A 23,317-nucleotide genomic window follows, 5' to 3' on the forward strand; every position below is an offset into this window, starting at 1 on the left:
GGCACATGTGACGTGCATGTGTCGCCGTGGAGCCCGTCGCAGGATTTTGCGCGCAAATCGATTTCGGTTTGCCGCGTCTTGCAGTAGGTTCCGGCAAAACCTGAAGCCAAGGATATGCATGATGGCAGATATCACCCCTGTACTTGAACGCGCAGACGCCAACCTGCCAAAGAGCCTCGACCGGCTTTTCGACCTCGTCCGGATCAAGTCGATCTCGACCGATCCGGCCTTCAAGGCGGATTGCCGCAAGGCGGCCGAATGGCTGGTGGCAGAGCTCAGCGCACTCGGCTTCACCGCCGCGGTGCGTGACACGCCCGGCCATCCGATGGTCGTTGCCCATCACGACGGCGCAAAGCCGGATGCGCCGCATGTGCTGTTCTACGGCCACTATGACGTCCAGCCCGTCGACCCGCTCAATCTCTGGGATACGGATCCGTTCGAGCCCGGCATCAAGGAAATCGAGCCCGGCCGCAAGGTCATCACCGGGCGCGGTACCGCCGACGACAAGGGCCAGCTGTTGACCTTCGTCGAGGCCGTGCGTGCCTACAAGGACGTGCATGGCGCCCTGCCCTGCCGCATCACCATTCTGTTCGAAGGCGAAGAGGAATCCGGCTCGCCATCGCTGAAGCCCTTCCTCGAGGCCAATGCCGCTGAACTCAAGGCCGACTATGCGCTGGTCTGCGATACCAGCATGTGGGACCGGGACACCCCCGCCATCTCCGCCGGCCTGCGTGGTCTCGTCGGCGAGGAAGTCATCATCAAGGCGGCCGACCGCGATCTGCATTCGGGCTACTTCGGTGGCGCTGCCGCCAACCCGATCCGGATTCTCACGACCATTCTCGCTGGCCTTCACGACGAAGACAGCCGCGTGACGCTGCCCGGCTTCTACGAGGGCGTCGAGGAGACGCCGGCCCAGATCAAGGCCGGGTGGGAGACACTCGGCCAGACAGCCGAGAAATTCCTCGGCGAAATCGGCCTGTCGATCCCGTCGGGCGAAAAGAACCGCTCGGTGCTGGAGCTGACCTGGGCCCGCCCGACGGCCGAGGTCAACGGCATTACCGGCGGCTACACCGGCGAAGGCTTCAAGACGGTGATCGCGGCCGAAGCCTCGGCAAAGGTCTCTTTCCGCCTTGTCGGCAACCAGAACCCGGAAAAGATCCGCGAGGCGTTCCGCGCCTATGTCCGCTCCAAGGTGCCGGCAGATTGCTCGGTCGAATTCCATGCCCATGGTGGTTCGCCGGCCATTCACCTGCCCTATGAATCGAGCCTGCTCAACACCGCAAAGACAGCGCTTTCCGACGAATGGCCGAAGCCTGCCGTCATCATCGGCATGGGTGGCTCGATCCCGATCGTTGGCGATTTCCAGAAGATGCTGGGCATGGAATCGCTGCTCGTCGGCTTCGGCCTCTCTGACGACCGTATCCATTCGCCGAACGAAAAGTACGAACTGCAGTCCTATCACAAGGGCATCCGCTCCTGGATCCGGATCCTCGACGCGCTGGCCGCCTAAGGCCGGCAGGGCCGCGGCGGGAGACCTCCGCCGCGGCTGTTTCAAGCGGCGCAGACGACTGCGGCCGGACGCGTAGCGGCGAAGATGCCGACACGCTTCTCCTTCACGCGATCCCAGGTTCACGCTTTACCGTTTCCCGGTCGTTTCTCCCTCATCGGTTGGCCGTCAATCCTTGACCTGCGGGGTCTCAGGTGCTTCCTTTTTGTGAAACAAATCACAAAGGGAATGTGGATCGTTGGCAAGGGTAAGGACCGAAGCTGCGCGCTGCGGGCGTAAAGTTATTACAAAACAGCACCGCAAACAGGACATGTCCGATCGGAGCCTTGATGCGACGACCGCGACAAGAGCGCCCAACGACCGCCTTCCTCTCTGCTTCAAGACCATCGCGACGCCGGCATGAACAGGCTGCGCGCATATTTCTGGCCCGTCGTCGGACTGCTGGCGATCCTGTTTTCGGTGAATGCGCTCTACCACGAGCTTCGCGGCCTCTCGCTCGACGAATTCCTCGCGAGCTTCAACGCGATCTCGCTCAAGAGCTGGCTTTTGGCGATCGGTTCGACACTGGTCGCCTATGCCGCACTTGCCGCATATGACCGGTTGGCGCTCGACCATCTCGGCCATCGCATCTCGATCTGGTTCATCACGCTCTGCTCGTTCACGACCTACGCGCTGTCGCACAATCTCGGCGCCTCGGTGTTCTCCGGCGCGGTCGTGCGCTACCGCGCCTATCGCTCCAAGGGGTTGTCGCCAGGCGAAGTCGGCGTGCTCGTCGCCTTCTGCTCGTTCACCTTCACGCTCGGCACCCTGATGCTTTCGGCGATCGTGCTTCTGGTCAGGCCCGACATCATCGAACGTTTCGCCGAGTTCCTGCCGGTGGAAATGTCGCTGACGACGGGCGTGCTGATCCTTGTTGTCATCGGCCTTTACGTCATCGGCAGCCTCGTCGGACTGCCATCGTTCCGCACGCGCTGGTTCCAGCTTCACTATCCGAAACCGAAGATCGTATTCCGCCAGCTGGTGATCGCACCGGTCGAACTGATCGGCGCCGCCGGCATCATCTACTTCGCGCTACCGGAAGCCGGAAACCCGGGCTATATCGTCATTCTCGGGATCTTCCTCGCGTCGTTCTCGGCCGCGCTGCTCTCGCACGCTCCGGGTGGGCTCGGCGTGCTCGAACTGATCTTCATAGCAGCGCTGCCGGAAATGGACCCCGCCGACGTTCTCGCTGCCCTTGCCATCTTCCGGCTGCTCTACCTCGTCATTCCCTTCGTGCTGGCGCTGGTGGTGATCCTGGTCTTCGAGCGCGCGCGTTTCGTGGCACAGCGCCACGATCCCGGGGCATGACCGGGGCGAAACTGATGCACATCGGCGGGTAGCGTAAGCAGCGCCACCTCATCCCGCTTCAAGGTGCGTTGCAGACCGCAGGCAACGCCTGCTCCAGGGGTCCCTTCACCTCCCGCAAACGGGCAGCTTCGATCTGGTAGGGCGTGAATGGCGGCACCTGCAGCGAAGGATTGATGATGCGGGTGACGTAGCAGTCGGAAAGAAGCGGATGCGTGCGTTCTTCTCGACCGATTTCACCGCCACCGGAACCACGGAATAGATGCTGCCCGCACCGGCCTCGGTCTTGGCCTTGCCGATCTTCACCTCGACCGATACGGTCCGGGCATAGGCGCGCGCATACTCCTTGCGGTTGATGGCATTGTAGAGCGAGCGGACAACGGCCGCACCGTCGGAGCGATCGTCGACATAGGCGACACTATCCTGTGCCAGGACCTTCGCGCTCATCGCCGCCAGTGCGCCGAGAGCAAAGACGATGGATCTGAGCGTCATGGCATCCCTCCTTGTACCGGGCTCGCACCCGAGCACAACAACAGGGCGAAGCCATAGCAGGATTCGCCGGATTATCGATAGGAGGGCGCCTGGCGATCAGGCGGGCGGCAACCCCGCACGACGGCGGGCGACGACGCGTTCGCGCCATACCGTGAAGATGCCGGCAGCCACCACCAGCGCCGAACCGACGATCATGTTGACCGTCAGCGTCTCGCTGAAGATCGTCACGCCCATGATCGAGGCAAAGACGAGTTGCAGATAGGTGAGCGGCTGAACGGCCACGGCATCCAGAACCTCATAGGCGCGGATGAGGAAATAATGGCTGGAGGAACCGGTGATGCACAAGAGCAGCATCCATCCCCAATCGGCAGGCGCGAGCGTCACCCAGAAGAACGGGCCGACCAGGCTGATCGCAGCGGCGCCGACGACGCCGCTGTAGAAGAAACTGGTCATCGCCGAATCCTGCCGGCTGACGAGGCGGGTGACGATGACATAAAGCGCAAACAACACGGCGGCACCGAGAGGCAGCAGAAACGTCCTGTCGAACGTGCCGTCATCGGGCTTCAGAATCAACAACACGCCGCAAAGGCCGACCGATATCGCCAGCCATCGCCGCCAGCCGACGCGCTCGCCGAGAAGCGGCATCGACAGAAGCGCGACGAACAGCGGTGTTGCCGCGAGAATTGCCTGCGAATGGGCAAGCCCGACCCAGGTAAAGGCGGTGATCACCATGACGATCTGGGTCGGCAGCAACACGCCGCGCACGATCTGGAGCCAAGGCCTCCTGGTTGCCGCCGTGGCCCGGAGGCCCTCTCGGGTGCGCGCGGCAAGCGCAATCGCAAACAGCGCAAAGGCCCAATAGCGGATCATCGCCACGAAGACGGGCGGATAGATGGCGCCCAGGTGCTTGGAGATGCCGTCCTGGATCGAAAAGATGACGATCGCGAGCAACGTGAAGACATAACCGTTTGTCTTGGAGGATCTGGGTGCTGGGGAAGCCTGAGACGTCATAACGCGCCGAACCTTGCGAGAAGTGCCGCGCTGCCAATTCCGCACGGACAACCGCCACATACAAGGAAACGCGGACGTGTTCGAGACATGAAAAGAGCCCCGCGCGGGAGGAGGTGCACGGGGCTCTCAAACTTGATCGGTGACTGGGAGGAGGAGTGCCACCGATCCGCATCGGGCGCCGCGGGAGGAGGTGCAGCGCTTCGATAAGTCATATAATAATTATGCGACGCACCATTTTCAAGTCCGTTTTTTGCATTGCACAAAAACGTGAAGTCGATGCGCAAGGGCGCTCGCTTGTGCAACGCAAATCAACCGTCGCCGATGCCGCCGATCGAGTTGGTCAAGGAAACCCGCTGCGCACGGCCATCGAGTAGAAGAGCGCCTGCGATTTTCGCTCATCGACGCATCTGACACGCTGATGTGCTTCTGGGACGACGTCCTCTTGACGACGATAACGACGGCAACATCGCAAGGAGTGGTGTCGGCACAGGCCATGCCACGAGCAGCAGCGCGCGGCAAGGTCCCGCAGGCAAGCTGTTGAAGACCATGGGTATTTCACCTTTCGCTTCTTAACTCCCCCTTAAATTGCCGCATTTAAAGTTCACCGGGTCGCCGTGGCGGATGGGCGTTCGACGCCGTGACCGCCGTCGAAATCGATTGGCCGCAATGGTTGCGCCAAGGGCCACCGCAAAGCGGTGAGGGATAGATCAAACGGCATGGCAACAAGCGGCAGGTCAGGACAGCGGATCGAGCCCTCGTTCGGCGGGGACGAGGACGATGACGATGATTTCCGCGTCGAGGCCAGTGACCGCGTAACCGCGAGCCGCAAGCCATCCCGAGCCAAGTCCTCGGGCAATAGCAGGAAGAAGAAGACGACAGCCAAGCGCGGTAGCGGCGGCCGGCGCCGCTCCGGTGGTGGCGGCCTGATTGGCCTTGTCCGTACGCTGTTTTACTGGTGCATCGTGCTTGGCATCTGGGGTGCGATGGGTGTTGGCGGCCTGGTGCTCTATTACGGCGCGCGTATGCCGAGTGCCGAAAGCTGGTCGATCCCCGAGCGTCCGCCGAACGTCAAGATTCTCGCCGTCAGCGGCGACGTGATCGCCAATCGCGGCACCACTGGCGGCGAAGCGCTGTCGCTCGAGAACATGTCGCCCTACATTCCCCAGGCGGTCATCGCCATCGAGGACCGGCGCTTCTATTCGCATTTCGGCATCGACCCGCTGGGTCTTGCCCGTGCCATGCTGACCAACGTCACCACCGGCCGCATGGTCCAGGGCGGCTCGACGCTGACGCAGCAGCTTGCCAAGAACCTGTTCCTGTCGCCGGAGCGCACGCTCGAGCGCAAGGTGCAGGAAGTGCTGCTCGCCTTCTGGCTCGAGCAGAAATATTCCAAGGACCAGATCCTGGCGATGTACCTCAACCGGGTGTTCTTCGGCTCCAACGCCTATGGCGTCGAGGCCGCGTCACGGCGCTATTTCAACAAATCAGCGCGCGACGTGAACCTCGGCGAAGCGGCGCTGCTCGCCGGTCTTCTGAAGGCCCCTTCCCGCCTGTCGCCGGCCCGCGACCCGAAAGCTGCGGAAGAGCGTGCCCAGGTCGTTCTCGGTGCCATGCGCGAGGAAGGCTACATCACCGACAGCGAAATCAAGACGGCGATGTCGCAGACACCGACCAAGGCCAAGAGCTACTGGTCCGGCGCCGAACACTATGTCGCCGACATGGTGATGGACCAGCTTCCCGGCATGATCGGCGAGATCAAGGAAGACCTGATCATCGATACGACCATCGACCTCAACCTCGAGAAGAAGGCTGAGGAGGTGATCAGCGCGACGCTTAACGCCGACGGCAAGAAGCTCGACGCTTCGCAGGCCGCGCTCGTCTCGATCGACGGCACCGGCGCCATCCGGGCGCTGGTGGGCGGCAAGGACTATGCAGAGAGCCAGTTCGACCGCGCCTCCAAGGCCAAGCGCCAGCCGGGTTCCGCCTTCAAGCCCTTCGTCTACGCCGCCGCACTTGAGATCGGCCGCACGCCGATGTCGATCCGCAATGACGGGCCGGTCCGGATCGGCAACTGGACGCCTGAAAACTACGACCAGAAATACCGTGGCGAGGTGACGATCGCCGATGCACTTGCCAATTCGCTCAACACCATCGCCGCGCAGCTGGTGATGGAAGTGGGACCGCAGAACGTCGTCAAGGTCGCCCACCGTCTCGGCATCGATTCCGAGATGCAGGCAAACGCTTCGATCGCGCTCGGAACCTCTGAAGTCAGCCTCGTCGAGCTGACGTCGGCCTATGCGCCGTTCATGAACGGCGGCTTCAAGGCAACCCCGCACGTGATCCGCCGCATTTCCAAGGCCGACGGGACGGTGCTTTACGAGAACACCTACGACAACCCACCGCGCGTGCTCGATCCGGCCATCGTCAGCGAAATGAACCAGATGATGGTGCGGGTGCTGACCAAGGGTACGGGCAAGAAAGCGCAGATGAAGGGCTGGGAGGCGGCCGGCAAAACCGGCACGACGCAGTCTTTCCGCGACGCGCTCTTCGTCGGCTACACCTCGAACCTCACGACGGGCGTCTGGTTCGGTAATGACGACGGCAAGTCGATGAAGAAGGTGACGGGTGGCGGTCTGCCGGCCAAGGCATGGCACGACTACATGATGGCCGCGCACGAAGGCCTTTCACCCTCACCGCTCTTCGGCACGACAGGCGTGCAGCCAGTCTTCGACGAAGGCGCCGGCTCCCCGCCGGGCGACCTGATGTCCGGCGATCCGGAAGCCTTCCCGGATGCGCCTGTCGGCGTCGACGGCGCGGTTTCGGTCGGGCAGCGTCCGATCGACCAGGGCGGCGATCAATGGGGCGGGCAGAGTTCAGACCAGGGCAATGGTGGGCTGGTTCCGCCAGCCGATGTCGGCGAGACAACCGGCACCACACGCCGCACCACGCTTTTCGACATCCTGACCGGCGGCTGACCGGCGCAAGCCTTTTTTGACCGGCGGAGCCTGCTGCGCAGCGCCCGCGTTGCATGGGCCATTTCTCGCTAGGCAATTCCCGGGCTTGCATTTGCCCCCAAACGCCCCGCAGAATGCCTTGCAGTCCGAAACGCCGGTCCTTATATACGCCGCATCGGCGCAGTCTCGGCTGCGAAGAAATCCAAAGACCATCCCGTTAGGGGCTGTCCCACGAATGCCTGACCGGGTTCCGACAGTCCGCTGCAAGGAGAGAACGACATGGCTAAAGTTATTGGTATTGACTTGGGAACGACCAACTCCTGCGTCGCCGTCATGGACGGAAAAGACGCGAAGGTGATCGAAAATGCCGAGGGCGCGCGCACGACCCCCTCGATGGTGGCATTCAGCGAAGACGGCGAACGTCTCGTTGGCCAGCCGGCCAAGCGCCAGGCGGTCACCAATCCGGAAAACACCCTTTTTGCGATCAAGCGCCTGATCGGCCGTACCTTCCAGGACCCGACCACGCAAAAAGACAAGGGCATGGTGCCCTACAAGATCATCAAGGCTGACAATGGCGACGCCTGGGTCGAAGCGCACGGCAAGGATTACTCCCCGTCGCAGATCTCCGCCATGATCCTTCAGAAGATGAAGGAAACGGCCGAATCCTACCTCGGTGAAAAGGTCGAAAAGGCCGTCATCACCGTTCCGGCCTACTTCAACGACGCCCAGCGCCAGGCAACCAAGGATGCCGGCAAGATCGCGGGCCTCGAAGTGCTGCGCATCATCAACGAGCCGACCGCGGCAGCGCTCGCCTATGGCCTCGACAAGAAGGACGGCAAGACGATCGCCGTTTACGACTTGGGCGGTGGTACCTTCGATATCTCGGTTCTGGAAATCGGCGACGGCGTCTTCGAAGTGAAGTCGACGAACGGCGACACCTTCCTCGGCGGCGAAGACTTCGACATGCGTCTCGTCGAGTACTTGGCTGGCGAGTTCAAGAAGGAACAGGGCATCGACCTGAAGAACGACAAGCTCGCTCTTCAGCGCCTGAAGGAAGCTGCTGAAAAGGCCAAGATCGAATTGTCCTCGTCGCAGCAGACCGAAATCAACCTGCCGTTCATCACGGCTGACGCTTCCGGTCCGAAGCACCTGACGATGAAGCTGTCGCGCGCCAAGTTCGAAAGCCTGGTCGACGACCTGATCCAGCGCACCGTCGCACCGTGCAAGGCGGCCCTCAAGGACGCCGGCGTCTCGGCTGCCGAGATCGACGAAGTCGTTCTCGTCGGCGGCATGAGCCGCATGCCGAAGGTCCAGGAAACCGTCAAGCAGCTGTTCGGCAAGGAGCCGCACAAGGGTGTGAACCCGGATGAAGTGGTCGCCATGGGCGCTGCCATCCAGGCCGGCGTTCTGCAGGGCGACGTCAAGGACGTTCTCTTGCTCGATGTCACCCCGCTGTCGCTCGGCATCGAAACGCTCGGTGGCGTCTTCACCCGCCTGATCGAACGCAACACGACGATCCCGACCAAGAAGTCGCAGACCTTCTCGACCGCCGACGACAACCAGTCGGCCGTGACGATCCGCGTCTCCCAGGGCGAGCGCGAAATGGCCGCCGACAACAAGCTGCTCGGCCAGTTCGACCTCGTCGGCATTCCGCCGGCACCGCGCGGCATGCCGCAGATCGAAGTCACTTTCGACATCGACGCCAACGGCATCGTGCAGGTTTCGGCCAAGGACAAGGGCACCGGCAAGGAACACCAGATCCGCATCCAGGCATCTGGCGGTCTCTCCGACGCCGACATCGAGAAGATGGTCAAGGACGCCGAAGCCAATGCGGAGGCCGACAAGAAGCGTCGCGAGGGTGTCGAAGCCAAGAACCAGGCCGAAAGCCTGATCCACTCCAGCGAGAAGTCGCTGAAGGATTACGGTGAGAAGGTTTCGGAAGCCGACCGCAAGGCGATCTCCGACGCGATTGCCGCGCTGAAGACGGCTGTTGAAGCCTCTGAGCCGGATGCCGAAGACATCAAGGCCAAGACCAACACCCTCATGGAAGTCTCCATGAAGCTCGGCCAGGCGATCTACGAAGCGCAGCAGACGGAAGCCGCCCATGCGGACGCAGCCGCTGACGCTGCCCGTGACGGCGATGTCGTCGATGCCGACTACGAAGAAGTCAACGACGAGGACGACCGCAAGCGTTCGGCCTAAGTCGCCCTTCAAACAGACGAAAAGCCCGGGTTCGCCCGGGCTTTTTTGTTGCCCGCAGGCTCCAGCTTTCCGAGCAGGGATGACAACGGACGCCCAGACCCGCCGCAAACGTTACTTTTCCGACAAAAAACCGCATCCTCTGCCCTTAGGGCTATGGTATCGCGCTTCAAGGTTTACTAAATCGGTGGCAAGGTAATTGGGCAGCCGCCGAGCCCCCGCGCTGGTACGCCTGCGAACAGGACAATCTTCGACGAATGAAACGTGATCTCTACGAAACGCTTGGGGTTGCCAAGAATGCCGACGAGAAGGAGCTGAAGAGCGCCTTCCGCAAACTCGCGATGAAGTATCACCCGGACAAGAACCCCGGTGACGCCGCAGCGGAAAAGACCTTCAAGGAAATCAACGAAGCCTACGAGACGCTCAAGGACCCGCAGAAGCGCGCGGCCTACGACCGCTACGGTCACGCCGCCTTCGAGCAGGGTGGCATGGGCAACGGCTTCGGCGGCGCCGGTGCTGCCGGCGGCTTCTCCGACATCTTCGAGGACATCTTCGGCGAGATGATGGGCGGTGGGCGCCAGCGGCGCTCGTCCGGCGGCCGCGAACGCGGCGCGGACCTGCGCTACAACATGGAGATCTCGCTCGAGGAAGCCTTCTCCGGCAAGACCGCGCAGATCCGCGTTCCGACCTCGATCACCTGCGACGTCTGCACCGGCTCCGGCGCCAAGCCCGGCACCAGCCCCAAGACCTGCGGCACCTGTCACGGTTCCGGCCGTGTGCGCGCCGCTCAAGGGTTCTTCTCGATCGAGCGCACCTGCCCCACCTGCGGCGGACGCGGCCAGACGATCACCGACCCCTGCGGCAAGTGCCATGGCCAGGGCCGCGTTACCGAAGAGCGCACGCTCTCGGTCAACATTCCGGCCGGCATCGAGGACGGCACGCGCATCCGGCTTTCCGGTGAAGGCGAAGCGGGGCTTCGCGGCGGACCGTCCGGCGACCTCTACATCTTCCTTTCGGTCAGGCCGCACGAGTTCTACCAGCGCGACGGCGCCGACCTTTATTGCAGCGTGCCGATTTCGATGACGACGGCGGCCCTTGGCGGCAAGTTCGACGTGACCACGCTCGACGGCACCAAGTCGCGCGTGACGGTTCCGGAAGGCACCCAGGCCGGCAAGCAGTTCCGTCTGAAGGGCAAGGGCATGCCGGTGCTGCGCTCGGCGCAATCCGGCGACCTCTATATCCAGATCCAGATCGAAACGCCGCAGAAGCTGACCAAGCGCCAGCGCGAGCTGCTGCAGGAGTTCGAGCAGATCTCGTCCAAGGACAACAATCCGGAATCGACGGGCTTCTTTGCCCGGATGAAGGATTTCTTCGACACCTTGAGCGACTAAGTCCGAGAGCCATTCGGCTCCTTCAGCGCCGCGCGCCGGATACGGTTGCGCGGCGTCATTGCATCAGAAGATGGCCGCAAGCTGCCATAGCCCGGCAACCACGAGCGCCACGCCGGCGGCACGGGTCAACAGCCGGCCGTGGGGGATCACCTTCTCTGCGAGCACGAAGACGGCAATCGCGCCTATCCAGAGCACGTTCATCACCCCGCCGACAAACAGCAGCCCCATCAACGCCCAGCAGCAGCCGACGCAATAAAGCCCGTGGCGAAAGCCAAGGCCGAAGGCAGCGCCGGGCTGTCCGCGGAAGCCGCCATGGTTCTGGATGAAGTGCAGCGGCGACTGGCACTGGCTGAGGCAGCGGTCCTTGAGTGGAGTCCATTGATACAGGCCGACGGCAACCAGCATACAGGCGCTGAGGACCTGGCTTGCGCTCGAGAGCGCCGGGGTCAGCAGCAAGGCGCGGTCAAGCAACCACTGCAGAAGGACTGCGAAGACTGCAAAAAGTGTCCAGGCGGCAAGGTAGCCGCCGGCGAAATAGCCCGTCGGCGCGAAGGGTTTGCCCTGCTGTGAGGCCTGCCGCCCGACCCGGGCATATAGCAGGATCATCGGCGTTGCCGAAGGCACCATCATGCCGACCATCATCACTGCCCACATGACGAAGGCATAGGCAAATGTCGCCGGGCTCCAGGGGTGGGCACCGGCAACACCGATGGACGTCGTCGAGCCCTCACCCGCGCCCCCTGGCCTGTCCATTGGCATATCCATCGGCATGTCCATGCCGGACATGTCAGCGCCCATATCCATCCCGCCCGCTGCCGGGGCAGCGGCCATCATCTCCATGCTCGACGCCAGCCAGAGGATGTAGAGCCAGCTGAGGACCGTTACGGCGGCGAGCGCGGCAACCACGATGGCGCGGTCGCGTCTGAGCAGGGTCTCGAGTGCCGTGTCTGCCATCGGCGTCAGTGAACCACGCCGCTTCCGGTCAGATGCATCGTGGCGAAATGGGCGTGGGAATCGGCAAGTGCCAGCGTCAAAGGCCCTGTCGTATCGGCCCATCCGCGCCCAACTTCGCAGACATCGTATTCGAAACCTTCGGGCAGATTGATGCGGGCCTGGTGGGCCGCGCCGGTCACCGGGTTCAGGATCGGCTCGCCGCGGGCGACGATCCAGCCCGGCACGTTCAGCCGCGCGGTGCGGGCACCGACATCGACGCTGAAATCGATCTCGGCAAAGACCGGATCGTGCATGGTTTCGAAGGTGGTGGCAAAGACCTGGAAGAAGGTCGCGCCGGGTTCGGTATCCTCGCCGCTCATGATGCGCAGAAGCGCGCCGCGCTGCTCGGCCGAGGCGCGGATATCGATGATCGGTACCACCTGCCCGCGCCCCTCGTGGATCGCACCCGGCCAGGCGGCGATCATGCCGCAGCGCAAGCCATCGAGCGGCGTGTCGCCATGGTAGCCTTCCTCGATCTCGAAGGCGCCCACGGCACTGCAATAGCCTTTCGTCGGCAAAGCATTGAACTGGCAGGGACAGCCATAGGCGCAACTGCAATGAACGAATTCGCGCCCCTTCAACATCCATTTCACACTCGTCATCGTCACCTCCCGGGATCTGATCGGTGTTTGCCTTTCGCGGAATTCTTTCGAACGGATGCTTCCATTAGACCGAGGAAATATACTCCTTGCCGCCTTCGATGCCAACGGGCGGGCGGCAGGCCGGCGGATATCGTCACGACAACGCCGCACATCCGGGCAGATATGCGGCGTTGTCGGACACGGCTCTTGCGTCTTCTATTGCAAGGCCCGGAAAGAGGCGATCAAAGCGTTGCCATGCCGCCGTCGATGATCAGTTCTGCACCGACCGTGAAGGTTGCCTCGTCGGAAGCGAGGAAGACGACGGCCTTGGCGATTTCGCTCGCGTGACCGAAACGACCCAGCGGGATCTGCGCGGCAATCGCGTCCACAACCTGCTTGTTCGCCTCGACGGTGGGAGCGTGGCCGTCATGGAGCGGCGTGCGAACCGGACCGGGGCTGACGGCGTTAACGCGGATACCGCGGCCGATCAGTTCACCGGAGAGCGTTCTTGCCAGCGACAGCAGGCCCGCCTTGGTCAAGGCATAGACGCTCGACGTCGGCATGCCGATATGAGCGTTGATCGAGGTGTTGAGCACGATCGAAGCCTGCTTGGAAAACACCGGCAGCAGCGCCTGGATGAGGAAGTACGGCCCCTTCAGGTTGATGGCGAGCGAGCGGTCGAAGCTTGCCTCGTCCCATTGTTCGACCGGCTGCAGCTTGGCAATGCCGGCATTGACGAACAGGACATCGAGCGTGCCGAAGGCGGCGCGGATCTTGTCGGCGACGGCGGCCTGGCCGGCAACATTGCCGGCATCGGCCTCGATGATCAGCGCGCCATCGCCAAGAATGGCGCGGGCCTCGGCGATGTTCTTCGGGTTGGTTCCGGTAACCGCGACGCGTGCGCCTTCGGCGATGAACTGGCGCGCGGTTTCAAGGCCGATGCCGCTGGTGCCGCCGGTGATGAGTGCCGTCTTGTTCTGCAAACGTGACATGATGAAGGTCCTCTCGTTGGGTTGATGAGGAGGACGCTTCACCTTGTTGGATCTGCCGTCCTCGAATGCAGACAGATATGGCGGAAAATCATCGTTCGGATTAGTCTTCCAATCCTGGAACTCGAATTCGGAAACTCCGAACGATGATGAAGATCGAAGGCATTGCCGCTTTTGTCGCCGTTGCCGAAGCCGGCTCGATCAGCGAGGCGGCGCGGCGGCTGCGGCTGTCAAAATCGGTGGTCAGCGAACGGGTGGCGGAGCTGGAGCGCGGGCTGAACGCCACCCTGCTCCACCGCACGACGCGAAAGCTGACGCTCACCGAGGACGGCATTGCCTTTCGCGAGCGCGCCATAAGGATCGTCAGCGAAGTGCAAGCCGCCGCCAGCGACCTGGCCGAACGTCGCGGATTGCTGACAGGTCCGCTCAGGATCGCCGCACCGGTCAGCTTCGGCCGCCGCCATCTTGGACCGGCGCTTTATCCGTTCCTGGCGCAACATCCCGAGATCGAGCTCACGCTCGACCTCGACGATCGCCGGGTCGACGCCGCTTCCGAGGGCTATGACGCGATCGTGCGCCATGGCGTCATCGCCGATTCCCGCCTGATGGTGTGGAAGCTTGCCACAAGCCGGCGCCTGCTCGTGGCCTCTCCCGACTATCTCGGCCGTCACGGCACGCCGACGTCGCTTGCCGAACTCGACGGCCATCGCGGGATTTTCTACACCAATCGCGGTGTTTCCGACTGGCGGTTCGAGGGGCCATCGGGCGCGACGGTCGTGCGGGCGCGTCTGGCACTCGGCATGAACAACGGCGACATGATGCACGACGCTGCCGCAGCCGGCCTGGGCATCGCCCTTCTGCCGGCCTTCATCGCCGGCCCTGCCGTGCGGGACGGACAGTTGCGGGAGATCGATGTCGGGCTGCGTCCGGGGCCGGAATTCATCTACATGGCGCATCGGGAGGGACGGCGCGCCTCCGCCAAGCTGAGGGCGATCGCACAACATCTGAAGGAAACCTTCGGCGATCCACCCTATTGGGATCCCTGAACCGCTCACGGAACCTCGGCGCAATCGTTGCCGGGGATGTTGCCCTCGCCGTTCTTCAGTCAGCCCTTGACGCGATCTTGACCGAAAGCGGCTGGCATTGCCTTGGCATCCCATACAACCCCAAATGGGTCTCCTATATTTTCACCATGCGGCACCTCGTTCTCAACTGGATCTTCCTCATGGCGCTTGGCACCACCGCTCATGCGAACCCTCCATCCTTCGCTCCGACCGATGCAGATATTCGAAAGATTCTTGCCGAGCGCATCGACGAGCAAAAGCAGTCAATCGGCATCGTCGTCGGCATCATCGATGCCGATGGCCGACGCGTCATCGCCTATGGCCATCCGGCCAAGGGTGATCCGCGCCCGGTCGACGGACGCACCATCTTCGAGATCGGTTCGGTGACCAAGGTGTTCACGGCGCTGCTTCTCGCCGATGCGGCAGAAAAAGGGACCTTGCGCCTGGATACGCCCGTTTCCTCACTGCTTCCGCCTGATGTGAAGATGCCGGAAAAGCAGGCGCCCATCACGCTGGAACACCTGGCAACGCACATGTCCGGATTGCCGCGACTGCCGGGCAATCTGCTTCCGGCCGACAACGACAACCCCTATGCCGACTACGACGCCGACAAGCTCTACGCCTTCCTTTCCAGCCATCAGCCGGTCCATCGGCCCGGACTTGCGCACGAATACTCCAATCTCGGCGCGGGCCTGCTCGGCCACCTGCTCGGCCTAAAGGCAGGCCTTTCCTACGAGGATCTCGTCGTGAGCCGAATCGCGACCCCGCTCGGCCTCAAGGACACTGCGATTACACCACAGCCGGCCTGGTCGGGACGGCAGGCGACGGGCCACAACGCGGCTCTGGAGCCGGTCAGCGACTGGGATCTGGCAAGCCTGCAGGGTGCGGGCGCGCTGCGTTCCACCGCCGATGATCTGCTGGTCTTCCTGGAAGCGGCGATGGGACGGACGCCTTCACCGCTGACGCCAGCCTTCGCCGCGTTGCTCACGACCCGGCACCCCCTCGGAGACGACCAAAACGAGCAGGCGCTTGGCTGGATTGTCACGGGCAAGGGTGACGATCGGGTCATCTGGCACAATGGCGGCACCGGCGGCTATCGATCCTTCGTCGGCTACCGTCCCGCGACGGGCGTTGGCGTCGTGGCGCTCTCGAACACGTCGACCGAAGTCGGCGTCGACGATATCGGCCAACATCTGCTCAATCGAAACGTCCCTCTTGCACCGGCGCCTGTGCGCCGAGCCGTCATCGCGGTCGATCCGGCAATCTATGATGCCTACCTCGGCACCTACCGGTTAGCGCCCGGTTTCGATCTGACGATCTTTCGCGATGCGGACAGGCTGTTTGCACAGGCCACGGGCCAGGACCGGCTCGAGATCTTCCCCGAAGCAGAACACCGCTTCTTTGCGAAACTCGTCGATGCGCAGATCAGTTTTACCGTCGAAGGAACGCGTGCGAAAAAGCTGACATTGCATCAAGCTGGGCGGGATATGCCGGCGCCGCGCGTGGAGAACTGACACCGTCTCCCGCCTTTGTCGAAGGGTGGGAGACGGTGTCCGCTTTGATCAGAAGAACAGATCGATGGCGAAGTAGCTGAGCGCCGAAATCGCGGCTGCCGCCGGCATGGTGATGAACCAGGCGATGACGATGTTGCCGGCAAGGCCCCAGCGTACCGCCGAGACGCGGCGGGCCGCTCCAACACCGATAATGGCGCCGGTGATGGTGTGCGTGGTCGACACCGGGATGCCGAGCCATGTGGCGGCAAAGAGCGTGATCGCCCCGCCGGTTTCGGCACAGAAGCCCTGCATCGGGTTGAGCTTGGTGATCTTCGAGCCCATGGTGTGGACGATGCGCCAACCGCCGAACAGCGTGCCGAGCGCGATCGCGGCCTGGCAGGTGATCACCACCCAGAACGGCACGTAGAACTCCGAGCCGAGATAGCCCTGCGAGAACAAAAGCACGGCGATGATGCCCATGGTCTTCTGCGCATCGTTGCCGCCATGGCCGAGCGAATAGAGCGAGGCCGAGACGAACTGCATCACGCGGAAGGTACGATCGACTGCAAACGGCGTCTGGCGGACGAAAATCCAGGAGACGATCAGCACCAGCAGAAGCGCCAGGAAGAAGCCGATCGCCGGCGACATGAAGATTGCGCCCACCGTCTTCAGAAGGCCGGTCCAGACGATGGAACTGAAACCGGTGCTGGCAAGGCCGGCACCGACCAGGCCGCCGATCAGCGCGTGCGACGAGCTCGACGGGATGCCGAAGAGCCAGGTGACGATGTTCCAGACGATCGCGCCCATCAGCGCGGCGAAAATCACCAGCGGCGTGACGATGCCAGGATCGATGATCCCCTTGCCGAGCGTCTCGGCCACATGCAGGCCGAAGAACAGGAAGGCGATGAAGTTGAAGAAGGCTGCCCACATGACCGCGTATTGCGGTCTCAGCACCCGCGTCGAGACGATCGTCGCGATCGAGTTGGCGGCATCGTGCAGCCCGTTCAGGAAGTCGAAGAACAGCGCGATGCCGATCAGTCCGACCAGCAACGGAAAGGCGAGCGTCGCATCCATCAGACGTTCTCGATCACGATGCCACTGATCTCATTGGCGACGTCCTCGAAGCGGTCGACGACTTTCTCCAGTTCGCCATAAATCTCGCTGCCGATGATATAGGCCATCGGGTTGCTGGCGCCGTGGCGGCGGAACAGGTCCTTGAGGCCCTGGTCGTGCAGTTCGTCGGAGCGACCCTCGATGCGAGTGATCTCTTCGGCGATCGCAATGAGCCGCGCGTGGTTCGCACCAATACGATCGAGCAGCGGAATGGCCTCTGCGATCAGGTGGGCCGCCTTGACGACGGTGGTCCCCATTTCGCGCATGCCGGGATCGAAGCTCTTCTGTTCGTAGAGCCGGATCGTCTTGACCGCCTTGTGCATCATGTCGATGGCATCATCCATCGACTGGATCAGATCCTTGATGTCGCCGCGGTCGAAAGGCGTGATGAACGAGCGGCGAACCGCCAGCAGCACCTCGGCGGTGATATGATCCGCCTCATCCTCGAGCGCGACGATCCTGTCGCAGTGTTTCTCGATATCCTCGCCACCGGCGAGCAGCTTGTCGAGCGCATCGGCAGCACCGACAACAGCGCGCGAATGTTTTGCGAAGAGATCAAAAAAGCGATCCTCGCGGGGAAGCAGTTTGCGGAACCAGGCCAGCATCAGAAATATGTCCATTCATGGATTGTCATAAAACTGTCATATTTGACCGCGGCGCCTAAGAAAAGCACCTGATCCTAGGGGTTTTCCGCCTTTCCCCTGCCGATATCGACCGATCCCGGGTGATATCGACGCGCTGGCCATTTCGCCTTGCCTTGACAGGCGCTTTCGTCCTAGCTGGCGCCCAATGTCGAATCCGGACCGCCGATGCCACACAAGGTCTTTCTCAACCGCCTGAAGCTCACGGAGTTCCGCAACTATGCGGCGCTGTCGCTTGAGCTCGACCAGCGCCATGTGGTGCTGACCGGCGACAACGGCGCCGGCAAGACCAATCTGATGGAGGCGGTCTCGTTCCTGTCGCCTGGACGGGGGCTGAGACGCGCGGCCTATGCCGATGTCGCCCGGGTCGGTGCGAGCGACGGCTTCTCCGTCTTTGCGGAGGTCGAGGGCATGGAGGGCCCGGTCGAGATCGGCACCGGTACTGCCGGTGCTGCGGAAGGCCAATCCCGCCGGCTGCGGCTCAACGGAACGCCGGCTGCAACCGTCGACGAGTTGACGGACCACCTGCGCGTCTTGTGGCTGACGCCTTCGATGGACGGGCTGTTTACCGGATCTTCTTCCGATCGCCGCCGCTTCCTCGACCGGCTGGTGCTCTCGCTCGATCCGGAACATGGCCGGCGCGCCAGCGAGTTCGACCGGGCGATGCGCAGCCGCAATCGGCTGCTCGGCGACTACCGCCCGGACCCGGCCTGGCTGACGGCGATCGAGAAGGAGATGGCCGGCCTCGGGGTGTCCATGGCGCTGGCGCGGCAGGAGATGCTCGGCCTTTTGACCGCGCTGGTCGAGCGCAATGTCGATGACAGCGTCTTTCCCTCGGCCCGGCTGGCGCTCTCCGGCTTTCTCGACGACGAAAGCCATCGCCCGGCCTACGATCTGGAAGAACAGTATCTGACGATGCTGCGCGACGGACGGCCGCGCGACGCTGCCGCCGGCCGCACGCTCGACGGGCCGCACCGCAGCGACCTGCTCGTGCGCCACCGCAAGAAGGACATGGAAGCCGCACGGTGTTCGACCGGAGAACAGAAGGCGCTGCTCGTCGGCCTGGTGCTGGCGCATGCGCGTCTCGTCGGCGACATGACCGGCCACGCGCCGGTGCTGCTACTTGACGAGATTGCCGCGCATCTCGATGTCAACAGACGCGCGGCGCTGTTTGACCTCGTCGACGGGCTCGGCGGCCAGGCCTTCATGACCGGGACGGACCGCGCGATGTTCGACGCTCTTGGCGATCGCGGCCGGTTCCTGACCGTTTCGCACGGCAGCGTGACGGGGTAAGCAGAATATCGGCCGCCCGGCCGAGCGGGATGAGGAGGATGTTGCCATGAGCGGTGAGAACAAGCTCGATCGATCGGAGATCGCCCGCTACGCCCGCCATATCGTACTGCCGGAAATCGGCGGTGCGGGCCAGCAGAGGCTGAAGGCCGCGCGCGTGCTGGTGATCGGCGCCGGCGGTCTCGGTGCACCGGTGCTCGTCTATCTCGCTGCCGCTGGCATCGGCCGGATCGGCATCGTCGATGACGACACGGTCGCGCTTTCCAACCTGCAGCGCCAGATCATTCACCGTACCGAGGACATCGATCGACCCAAGGTCGAGCGGGCGGCCGAAGCCATCGCCTCGCTCAACCCGCATGTCAGTGTCGACGAACACAGGCTGCGGCTGAACCCTGACAATGCCGAGGCGCTGTTCCGGCAATACGACCTGGTGATCGACGGCTCGGACAATTTCGACACGCGTTATCTCGCAGCCGATACGGCCGCAGCTATCGGCATTCCGCTGGTAACCGGCGCGGTCGGCCGCTTCGATGGTTCGCTGACGGTGCTGATGCCCTACCTCGCCAGCGCTGATGGGCGGCCCAATCCGTCCTATCGCGATCTCTTTCCCGAGCCGCCGCCGGCGGGTGTCGTGCCCTCCTGCGCCGAGGCCGGCATCGTCGGCGCGCTCACCGGCGTCATCGGCACATTGCAGGCGATGGAGGCGATCAAGGTGATCGCCGGTTTCGGCGAGCCGCTGGTCGGACGCCTCTTGATGTATGATGCGCTCTCGGCGCAATTCAACACCATCCGCTACCGTCGGCGGTCATAGACATAACCCCTTTCCGGGCGGAAAATCGCTTCGCAGTTTTCCTGGAATCGCTTGGGGGGCTCGGCAATGCAGATCCTTCGCATCGATGAAGCTTTCAACCGGCATGACGAGTTGCTGGCGCTGATCCTTCACGCCTTCGCCTATATGGACGGTCGGATTGCTCCACCGTCGTCGGCTCATGCGCTGAGCGTCGAATCGCTGCGGCAGAAGATCGCTGACGAGATCGCCTTCGCGGTCAGCGACGGAGGACGTCTTGTCGGCTGCATCTTCTGCAAGCCGGAGATCGATTGTCTCTATATCGGCAAGCTCGCCGTTTCACCGGAGGCGCAGGGTAAGGGAATCGGCCGACAGCTCCTGGCAGAAGCGGAAGCGACCGCACGAGAGCTCAAGCTTCCTGCACTCCGGCTTTTGACCCGCGTCGAACTCGTCGACAATCACCGCACCTTTGCTGCCTGGGGTTTTACCGAAACTGGCACGAAGTGCCATCCGGGCTTCACCCGGCCAACGGCAATCGAGATGCGCAAGACGCTCTGACTTGACTTTCGACCTGTTCTTGATCGGCGTCAGGGAAGCCGCATGACGAATGCGTTCCGCCGCAAGGCGCGATCAGTCGCGACCGGGGAGCACGCGGTCCGGCGGACGGTGACCGTCGAAGAAGGTGCGGATGTTGATCACCACCTTGTCGCCCATGTCGATGCGCCCTTCGAGCGTCGCCGAGCTCATATGCGGCAGAAGCACGACCTTGCCTTCGCCGGCAAGCTTGATCAGCTTCGGGTTGACGGCCGGCTCGTTCTCGAAGACGTCGAGACCGGCGCCAGCGATCTTGCCCTCGCGCAGCGACTTGATCAGCGCCGTCTCGTCGATGATGCCACCGCGAGCGGTGTTGACGATGTAGCTGTCCGGCCGCATCAGCGCGAGCCGGCGGGCCGAAAGCAGGTGGTAGGTCGCAGGCGTCGACGGGCAATTGACCGAAACGATATCGACGCGGGCGAGCATCTGGTCGAGGCTGTCCCAATAGGTCGCCTCGAGCATCTCTTCGGTTTCCGCCTTCACGCGGTGGCGATTGTGATAGTGGATCGAAAGACCAAAGGCCTTGGCGCGGCGGGCGACCGCGGTGCCGATGCGGCCCATGCCGACAATGCCGATGCGCTTTCCGGCAATGCGGCGGCCGAGCATCCAGGTCGGCGACCAGCCGGCCCACTCGCCCTTGCGATCCGTCAGGATCTGCGCACCTTCGGCGAGCCTGCGCGGCACGGCGAGGATGAGCGCCATCGCCATGTCGGCGGTGTCTTCCGTCAGCACGTTCGGCGTGTTGGTAACGGTGATGCCTTTACGCGCGGCCGCATCGACATCGATGTTGTCGACGCCGTTGGAGAAGCTCGCGATCAGCTTCAATTGCGGGCCGGCCTGTTCGATCAGGGCCGCGTCGATGCGGTCGGTGACCGTCGGCACGAGCACGTCGGCGCGCTTCACCGCCGCGACGAGTTCCGGCTGGCTGCGCGGCGTATCGTCGATGTTCAGCTCCGCATCGAACAGCTCGCGCATGCGCGTTTCGACGATGTCCGGCAGTTTGCGGGTGATGTAGACCGTGGGCTTCTTCTTGCTTGTCATTGCTGCGATGGGCCTTGTTGACGGGTCTTTAACCAAGTTGGGTGATACTTTTCCCTGTAGCCGCAATTTCTACCAGACCCGACCGGGAAGACAAACAAAACTCGCGCCGTCATCCCCGCGATTTCAGCCCGTCCCATGGGCCTCAAGTGAACTGCGCCTGCAAAAGCTAGTGCCACGGAAAATGGGCTTCGTCATGCGTCACGTCATTTCCAGATTCTCGCTCTCGTTGATCGCCGCCTGCCTTGGTGCCGGGATCATGACATCTGCGGCTTACGCTCAAGCCGCCAAGGGCGCCAGCGGACTGCCTTTGCCGCGCTTCGTGAGCCTGAAGTCCAAGAGCGTCAACCTCAGGATTGGCCCGAGCGTCGACTATGCGGTCGCCTTTCGCTACATGAAGCCCGGCGTGCCGGTGGAGATCATTCAGGAATACGACAACTGGCGCCGCATCCGTGATGCCGACGGCACGGAAGGCTGGGTCAACCAGGCGCTGCTCTCCGGTGACCGCACTGCGGTTGCCGCCCCGTGGATGCGCGGCAAGAGCGAAGGCGTCTTCGTCAATCTGCGCCGTGACCCGCAGAGCACGGCGGCGATCGTTGCTCGCATGGAGCCGGGTGTCATCGTGCATGTCGGCGAATGCAATGGCGACTGGTGCCATGTCGAGACGCAGGGCGTCGAAGGCTGGATCGCCCAGAGCGAGATCTGGGGCGCCTATCCGGGCGAGGCCTTCAAGTAAGGCCGCGCCGCTTTTCGTAAGTTTTTCCGGACGGAACGATCAGGCGAGGTCGGCCTGCTTGGCGGCCGCTGACAGCGACACCATCGGGCGCGGTCCGATCTGGCCGATGACGATACCGGCTGCGAGATTGCCGAGCCTGCTGCAGTCTTCGAGCGACCGCCCAGTGGTGTAGCCGTGCAGGAAGCCGGCGGCGTAGAGATCGCCGGCACCGGTCGTGTCGACCACCTGTGCGATCGGCGTCGCGCCGACACGGACCCGCTCTTCACCGCGCACGACAACCGAGCCCTCTTCGCTCAGCGTCACGGCAGCGAGCTTGCAATCCTTCGACAGCTTTTCGAGCGCCAGGTCGAAGTCCTCGGTCTCGTAGAGCGCCAGCGCTTCCTGCTTGTTGGCAAAGACGATGTCGACCGTGCCGGAGCGCATGAGCTCGAGGAACTCGTCGCGATAACGGTGAACGCAGAAACTGTCCGAGAGGGTGATAGCGGTCTCGCGGCCGTTTTCGTGGGCGATCCGGGCGGTCTCGCGGATCGCATCCTTGGCACGCGGCGGATCCCAGAGATAACCTTCGAAATAGGTGACCTTGGACTGGGCGACGACGTCGGCTTCGACGTCCTCAGGGCCAAGCTCGACGCAGGCGCCGAGATAGGTGTTCATCGAACGCTCGCCGTCCTCGGTAACGAAGATCATCGAGCGCGCGGTCGGCGGCGTATTTTCGAGCGGCTTGGTCTCGAAATAGACACCCTGGGCACGGATATCGTGGGCGAAAATCTCGCCGAGCTGATCGCTCGCGATCTTGCCGAAATAGGCGGCACGGCCGCCGAGGCTGGCAACGCCAGCCGCCGTATTGCCGGCACTGCCGCCGGACGCTTCGACCGCCGGGCCCATGCGCGAATACAGCAACTCCGCCCGCTCGGCATCGATCAGGTTCATCGCGCCCTTTATGATGCCGTTTTCATTGAGAAAAGCGTCGTCGCAGCGCGCGATGATATCAACGATGGCGTTGCCGATCGTCAGCACGTCGTATTTTGTCATGAACCTCGTCCGGTCTCCGTGATGGCCGGTGTTCGTTAATACCGGTTTTCCGGCCATTTGGAAGACAA

General features: G+C 63.0%; 19 protein-coding genes and 1 pseudogene. 11 read left to right on the forward strand and 9 right to left on the reverse strand.

Annotation, left to right across the window (positions count from 1 at the left end; all coding sequences use genetic code 11):
- Positions 1–118: 118 nt before the first annotated feature.
- A complete protein-coding gene (locus tag MKZ91_RS24260; protein WP_336173585.1) occupies positions 119–1,510 on the forward strand; it encodes a M20/M25/M40 family metallo-hydrolase in 1,392 nt (463 codons plus the stop codon).
- Positions 1,511–1,906: 396 nt separating this feature from the next.
- Positions 1,907–2,854, forward strand: a complete 948-nt coding sequence (locus MKZ91_RS24265; protein WP_336173586.1) for a lysylphosphatidylglycerol synthase transmembrane domain-containing protein — start codon at positions 1,907–1,909, stop codon at positions 2,852–2,854.
- Between the two features lie 58 nt (positions 2,855–2,912).
- Here MKZ91_RS24265 and MKZ91_RS24270 read toward each other — a convergent pair.
- Positions 2,913–3,343: pseudogene (locus MKZ91_RS24270) on the reverse strand (hypothetical protein).
- 96 nt (positions 3,344–3,439) lie between these two features.
- Complete coding sequence (locus MKZ91_RS24275) at positions 3,440–4,354, reverse strand: DMT family transporter (protein ID WP_336173587.1); 915 nt, start codon at positions 4,352–4,354, stop codon at positions 3,440–3,442.
- A gap of 716 nt (positions 4,355–5,070) precedes the next feature.
- Here MKZ91_RS24275 and MKZ91_RS24280 point away from each other — a divergent pair.
- The 3 genes from MKZ91_RS24280 (at position 5,071) to dnaJ (ending at position 10,898) form a co-directional block, all read left to right on the forward strand.
- Positions 5,071–7,329, forward strand: coding sequence for a transglycosylase domain-containing protein (locus tag MKZ91_RS24280; protein WP_336173588.1), 2,259 nt, complete (start codon positions 5,071–5,073; stop codon positions 7,327–7,329).
- A 258-nt stretch (positions 7,330–7,587) separates the two neighbouring features.
- Positions 7,588–9,510, forward strand: a complete 1,923-nt coding sequence (gene dnaK, locus MKZ91_RS24285; RefSeq protein WP_336173589.1) for a molecular chaperone DnaK — start codon at positions 7,588–7,590, stop codon at positions 9,508–9,510.
- 254 nt (positions 9,511–9,764) lie between these two features.
- Entirely contained in the window at positions 9,765–10,898 is a 1,134-nt protein-coding gene (gene dnaJ, locus MKZ91_RS24290) for a molecular chaperone DnaJ (RefSeq protein WP_336173590.1), read from the forward strand.
- A 63-nt stretch (positions 10,899–10,961) separates the two neighbouring features.
- Here dnaJ and MKZ91_RS24295 read toward each other — a convergent pair whose 3' ends face one another.
- The 3 genes from MKZ91_RS24295 to MKZ91_RS24305 all read right to left on the reverse strand — a co-directional run bounded on the left by MKZ91_RS24295 (position 10,962) and on the right by MKZ91_RS24305 (position 13,464).
- Positions 10,962–11,852 carry a DUF2182 domain-containing protein gene (locus MKZ91_RS24295; RefSeq protein ID WP_336173591.1) on the reverse strand — a complete coding sequence of 297 codons (891 nt, stop codon included), beginning with the start codon at positions 11,850–11,852 and terminating at the stop codon, positions 10,962–10,964.
- A 5-nt stretch (positions 11,853–11,857) separates the two neighbouring features.
- Positions 11,858–12,493 (reverse strand): DUF1326 domain-containing protein, encoded by a 636-nt coding sequence (locus MKZ91_RS24300; protein WP_336173592.1) that lies wholly within the window; start codon positions 12,491–12,493, stop codon positions 11,858–11,860.
- Between the two features lie 221 nt (positions 12,494–12,714).
- Positions 12,715–13,464, reverse strand: a complete 750-nt coding sequence (locus tag MKZ91_RS24305; RefSeq protein WP_336173593.1) for an SDR family oxidoreductase — start codon at positions 13,462–13,464, stop codon at positions 12,715–12,717.
- A gap of 143 nt (positions 13,465–13,607) precedes the next feature.
- Here MKZ91_RS24305 and MKZ91_RS24310 point away from each other — a divergent pair, with 143 nt between their 5' ends.
- Positions 13,608–14,507 (forward strand): LysR family transcriptional regulator, encoded by a 900-nt coding sequence (locus MKZ91_RS24310; RefSeq protein WP_336173594.1) that lies wholly within the window; start codon positions 13,608–13,610, stop codon positions 14,505–14,507.
- A 77-nt stretch (positions 14,508–14,584) separates the two neighbouring features.
- Positions 14,585–16,039: a serine hydrolase gene (locus tag MKZ91_RS24315; RefSeq protein ID WP_336173595.1), complete on the forward strand. Its 1,455-nt coding sequence runs from the start codon at positions 14,585–14,587 to the stop codon at positions 16,037–16,039.
- A gap of 48 nt (positions 16,040–16,087) precedes the next feature.
- Here MKZ91_RS24315 and MKZ91_RS24320 read toward each other — a convergent pair whose 3' ends face one another.
- Together MKZ91_RS24320 and MKZ91_RS24325 are read right to left on the reverse strand one after the other, a co-directional pair.
- On the reverse strand, positions 16,088–17,092 hold the full coding sequence (locus MKZ91_RS24320; RefSeq protein ID WP_336173596.1) for an inorganic phosphate transporter: 1,005 nt from the start codon (positions 17,090–17,092) through the stop codon (positions 16,088–16,090).
- Positions 17,092–17,736, reverse strand: a complete 645-nt coding sequence (locus MKZ91_RS24325) for a DUF47 domain-containing protein (RefSeq protein ID WP_336173648.1) — start codon at positions 17,734–17,736, stop codon at positions 17,092–17,094. Before MKZ91_RS24325 ends, MKZ91_RS24320 begins: the two co-directional genes overlap by 1 nt.
- A 204-nt stretch (positions 17,737–17,940) precedes the next feature.
- Here MKZ91_RS24325 and recF point away from each other — a divergent pair, with 204 nt between their 5' ends.
- The 3 genes from recF to MKZ91_RS24340 all read left to right on the forward strand — a co-directional run bounded on the left by recF (position 17,941) and on the right by MKZ91_RS24340 (position 20,407).
- The gene (recF, locus tag MKZ91_RS24330; RefSeq protein WP_336173597.1) at positions 17,941–19,065 is read left to right on the forward strand and encodes a DNA replication/repair protein RecF; all 1,125 of its coding nucleotides are present in this window, start codon (positions 17,941–17,943) and stop codon (positions 19,063–19,065) included.
- 46 nt (positions 19,066–19,111) lie between these two features.
- Positions 19,112–19,873, forward strand: coding sequence for a molybdopterin-synthase adenylyltransferase MoeB (locus MKZ91_RS24335; protein ID WP_336173598.1), 762 nt, complete (start codon positions 19,112–19,114; stop codon positions 19,871–19,873).
- 66 nt (positions 19,874–19,939) lie between these two features.
- Positions 19,940–20,407 (forward strand): GNAT family N-acetyltransferase, encoded by a 468-nt coding sequence (locus tag MKZ91_RS24340; RefSeq protein WP_336173599.1) that lies wholly within the window; start codon positions 19,940–19,942, stop codon positions 20,405–20,407.
- A 72-nt stretch (positions 20,408–20,479) separates the two neighbouring features.
- Here MKZ91_RS24340 and MKZ91_RS24345 read toward each other — a convergent pair whose 3' ends face one another.
- Positions 20,480–21,484, reverse strand: a complete 1,005-nt coding sequence (locus tag MKZ91_RS24345) for a 2-hydroxyacid dehydrogenase (RefSeq protein WP_336173600.1) — start codon at positions 21,482–21,484, stop codon at positions 20,480–20,482.
- Between the two features lie 181 nt (positions 21,485–21,665).
- Between MKZ91_RS24345 and MKZ91_RS24350 the strand changes: the two genes are divergently transcribed.
- On the forward strand, positions 21,666–22,217 hold the full coding sequence (locus MKZ91_RS24350) for an SH3 domain-containing protein (RefSeq protein ID WP_336173649.1): 552 nt from the start codon (positions 21,666–21,668) through the stop codon (positions 22,215–22,217).
- Positions 22,218–22,256: 39 nt separating this feature from the next.
- Here the strand turns inward: MKZ91_RS24350 and MKZ91_RS24355 are convergent, their stop codons facing one another.
- A complete protein-coding gene (locus MKZ91_RS24355; protein ID WP_336173601.1) occupies positions 22,257–23,249 on the reverse strand; it encodes an adenosine kinase in 993 nt (330 codons plus the stop codon).
- Between the last annotated feature and the right edge of the window lie 68 nt (positions 23,250–23,317).

The sequence above is a fragment of the Ensifer sp. MJa1 genome (assembly GCF_037026475.1).
In the GTDB taxonomy this organism is placed as follows: Bacteria; Pseudomonadota; Alphaproteobacteria; order Rhizobiales; family Rhizobiaceae; genus Ensifer.